The sequence below is a fragment of the Thermoproteus sp. CP80 genome (assembly GCF_002077075.2).
Taxonomy (GTDB): domain Archaea; phylum Thermoproteota; class Thermoprotei; order Thermoproteales; family Thermoproteaceae; genus Thermoproteus.
Genome location: NZ_LCWM02000054.1, coordinates 1 through 4,236 on the forward strand (window position 1 = coordinate 1; position 4,236 = coordinate 4,236).

General features: G+C 36.2%; 5 protein-coding genes. All 5 read left to right on the forward strand.

What is annotated here, in order from left to right:
- On the forward strand, nucleotides 1–660 hold a 660-nt coding region (locus B7L68_RS08160), incomplete at its 5' end, for an MBL fold metallo-hydrolase (RefSeq protein WP_143615339.1).
- 169 nt (nucleotides 661–829) lie between these two features.
- Nucleotides 830–1,225 carry a DUF120 domain-containing protein gene (locus B7L68_RS08165; protein ID WP_081247169.1) on the forward strand — a complete coding sequence of 132 codons (396 nt, stop codon included), beginning with the start codon at nucleotides 830–832 and terminating at the stop codon, nucleotides 1,223–1,225.
- Nucleotides 1,226–1,408: 183 nt separating this feature from the next.
- Entirely contained in the window at nucleotides 1,409–2,254 is an 846-nt protein-coding gene (locus B7L68_RS08170; RefSeq protein WP_081247170.1) for an AMP-binding protein, read from the forward strand.
- A 62-nt stretch (nucleotides 2,255–2,316) separates the two neighbouring features.
- Nucleotides 2,317–3,483 (forward strand): RNA-guided endonuclease TnpB family protein, encoded by a 1,167-nt coding sequence (locus B7L68_RS08175; protein WP_081247171.1) that lies wholly within the window; start codon nucleotides 2,317–2,319, stop codon nucleotides 3,481–3,483.
- 157 nt (nucleotides 3,484–3,640) lie between these two features.
- On the forward strand, nucleotides 3,641–4,236 hold a 596-nt coding region (locus tag B7L68_RS08180), incomplete at its 3' end, for a nucleotidyltransferase domain-containing protein (RefSeq protein WP_081247172.1).

The following is a 4,236-nucleotide window of genomic DNA, read 5'->3' on the forward strand; positions in this document are numbered from 1 at the left end:
GTTGAAGATGATCTCTTAAGATCTGTTAGAGAAGTACTTGAGGATGGAGGAACAGTTTTGATACCATCATTCAGTCTAGGCAGATCTCAAGAGATCATGATGTTATTTGCAGAGAGAGCTTCAGATATTGAAATATGGTATGATGGCATGATCAGAAGTATAACTGATGTCATGATCAACTATCCTAAATATATTAATAAAATAGATCTTCTGAAAAAAGCTGTGGAAAAATTTAATGCTGTAGATAGCTGGGAGATCAGAAGAAAAATATGGAGAGAACCTTGTGTCATAATAGCCAGTGCTGGAATGCTTAAGGGAGGGCCTGCGTTATATTATCTCAAGAGAGTCGCTGATAAAAAGAATTCTGCAGTATTTTTAGTCAGTTATCAAGGCAAGAACACCCCTGGTAGAATGCTTTTAGAGAAAGGAGTTTTCGTAGAAAATGGTCCTAAAGTATCTTCAAGAGTAGAATGGTTTGATTTCTCTTCACATGCAGGAGTCTCAGGTCTTATGAGCATTATAAAAAGTCTTAAGAGTCTTCATAAGATCATTATAGTTCACACAGATCCTGACGTAGGAGAAGAGTTTAGAAGAAGAATAGTTGAGGAGACAGGTATAGAGGTTGCTCTTCCGTCTGTCGGCGATGTCATAGATTTATAATCATTTTAGATCGAGGGCCTCATCATCTTTTACTCAGAGATCACCTCCTTAATCATCCATAATATAATCTTGCTTCAAAAATTTTAAATTCTCTTGATCCAGTGTAGGTTCCTGATAATAGAATTTAAAAATATATAGGTTTAGAGTATGATTATAAAAGGAGCTTATATTGAGGATCCTGTTAAAAGCTCGTTATATCAAAGGATTTGATAAAGCAAGATATTTCATGAGACTAGAGCCTTATAAAAATATTTTCAGACAGTACTTAGGTAAAGATCCTTTTGAAGGAACATTTAATATAAAGGTTCAAAACATAAGTTATAAAGATCTTGTTAACAAATGTAAAAATACTATGACGATCCCAGATTTTCATTATAACGGAAGAATATTAGGAGGATTATATATATGGAGAGGAGAGATGAAAGATCTTGGAGAAATATTAGTTATAAGACCCTTCAGATCATCACATGAAGAAGATGTTTTAGAGATAGTATCAGACAAGATCATATCAAAATCTTTAGATGTAAAGCCTGGAGATTTAATCGAGCTCTATATCGACTGCTGAGCTTTGGAAGTTTCAATTTATGTTATATAATTTATGTTATGAAATTATTAAATTGATAAATTAATTGAATGTAATCTGCTTTATGTGATATTTTGATGTATATATTATGTGAAATATTTTTAGTTAATATACTAGCTAAAAATTTTTAAGTTTTTTAATATATCAACTGAAGGGAGATATGTTATGAACCCTTTATATATTCAGAATATTTATAAAGATTTTATTAGAATATTATCTGCTGAAGAGCCTAGAGATAAAGAAGAGCTTTATAGAAGAGAAGTTTTTGATAAATTAAACTCTATAAAATATATAGAGGATTTTAATTGGGCCAGAGATGTTGTTGAGGGAATACATCTTTCTGAGAGAGAGTCTCAGACAGCTGTGAGATGGATTAATTTGAATACTAATGAGCATAGAGATATCTCGTATAAGGATCTTGTTAGAGAGTCTAATCAGTTGATAAACTTTTTAAGAGGACATGGCTTATCTAAGGGGTCACGTGTATATATAATGCTTCCATTGGTTCCAGAGATTTTTATTGCAACATATTCAGTGGTGAAAGCAGGCTTCATAGGGGTCCCTGCGGCAACCACATTGACTGCAAGAGATATTGAGTATAGATCTAAGCTATTTCCTCCAGACGCTGTTATTGCAGATATTAAATCTGCTGAGGTCATTGATGAGGGTCTGAAAAGATCTGGTGTGTCAGCTCGTGTCAAAATTGTTGTCGGTAGCGACAGAAGCGGATGGTCTAGTTATGATGAGATTAAGAGAGAGAATGATCAGGCATTTGCAGAAAAAACTTCGCAAGATGATTATATACTAGCTTTCTTCACCTCAGGAACAACAGGTCTGCCAAAGATTGTCGGTCACACAGCAACAACATATCCAATAGGACATCTCTCGACAGCAATGATAATAAACGTCAGGCCTGGAGAAAGACATAACAACTTAAGCGCTCCCGGATGGGCTAAATTTGCTTGGAGCACATTTTTCCCGCCATTTACAACCGAAAGCCTCGCCCTTTAGGGCGAGGATGGACAGAAAAGTTTATAAACTCTTCATGCTCTGATCTTTTTTGGAGAGGCTTTATGGCGACAGGTGATGAGGGGTTTCTAACCCTCTCGATAGGCATGAGGGTTAGTCCTGAGCCTGTCGTCATAGAGCTTCTCCACAGATATAGAGATGCACTGAACTATGCTATAAACAAGATATTAGATAATAATCTAAAGACATTAAAACAGATTCATGATTTTCTATATAAAGATCTTGTTGAGATATTTAATCTTCCATCTAGAATAGCTCTTGATTGTTATAGAGATGCTCTTACAAATGTCAATGCCTGGAGAAATAATCCTAAGAGAGGAAAAAGACCAGTGGTAAAAAGATTATCAATGCTTCTACACCCAGGATCAGGATATAGGATCAAAGATGGCTACATAGAGATTATTGGCGGAATAAGACTTAGAATAATTGGTTGGGACAGAAGATATGATGATTATGAGAATAGAGAGGCTAGACTAATATATAAAAAAGATAAGATGATTCTATGGATCTCTAAGAGGATTCCTAAACCAAAGAAATATACACCTATAGATGTCGTCGGTGTAGATATTAATGAAAAGAAGATCGTCTATGGAGATGAGGTTATCAATATAGAGAAGGATACAGCTATAGATAGAGCATATAGATACATCAGGCTTGCAGAAGATCTTCAGAGAAAATATTCTTCATCTAGATATCTCGCTTGGAGAAGAAGAAGAGGTATATTGAGAAGAATAAGATCTTATCATGAGAAAGCTAGAAACATATTAATTGATTGGACGAAAAAGATATCTCTAGAGATAGTTAGACTGGCCAGAGAGTTTGGATATGGTGTGTCTAGAGAAGATCTTACAAATCTTATAAAGTCTCTGAGAAAACTTCCTAAGGATCATAAGACTAAGCTTATTATAATGGGTTATTCGAGGATTGAGAGATGGATTGATTGGCAGGCTGAGAAACACGGCGTGCCATATGTAAAAGTTGATCCAAACGGAACATCCTCAGAGTGTCCAAAATGTGATTATAAAGGATTAGAAGAGGTTGGCTATAGAAGACTGAGATGTCCTCGATGCGGCTTCGAGGCAGATAGAGACGTCATTGGAAAACTAAATGTTAGGAAAAAAGGATTGAGAAAACTAGGTATAAAATTCTCTGGGGGAGCTCTGACCCCCCTCACTGCCCCTCAAATGACAGATGTAAACCCGAATAGATGAGGGGAACCTATGATCCGCCTGAAAGGGATGACGATTAATGATGACCTGAGGGCGGGCGAGGATGTCAGAGGCTTCTCCTCGTTTTCAATACTGATAGGCTCTAAGTCATAATTTTATCTCTGGTTTTATTTTATAAGGTTTTCTCAGTATCATAATTGTGAGTGATTGTGAGAGTGTTGTTATGAATAATTTTGATGCTAAAGATCTTGGTATGTGGCTGAAGAAGATATGTGAAAGACTTTTAAAGTATGATCCTGATATTGTTGAGATTATTCAGTTCGGCTCTTCTGTTTATGCTCCAGAGTATGCTAGAGATGTAGATATACTTGTGATCACTCGAAGATCAAAAGACTACGATGTCTATCTAGATGCTGTAGACGATATTTCTCCACCAGTTAATATTGATGTTATTGTTGTGGAGCCTACTAAAGAGCTTAGAGAGGATTTCATTAGAAGTGTCTTGGGAGCTTTCAACATACTTTATGGCAGTGGCGAGTATATACTTAGTTATGTTAAGAGACTGAAAGATCCTACGTTTGAAGAGTCTAGGTCAATGCTGAGGGTGGCCAGAAGAATATTCGATCTGGCGAAAGAAACTGTCGAGCCGTTAGATAGAGATAGACTTATCAGAGAAGCCTTTGACTCACTATTTCACGCAGCGAGAATAGCTGCAATGACATATCTATCGACTGAGATCTCTAGGTGGGGGCTGCTGAAAAAAATGCTTCCAGAGCCGTTCAACTCACAATTCAG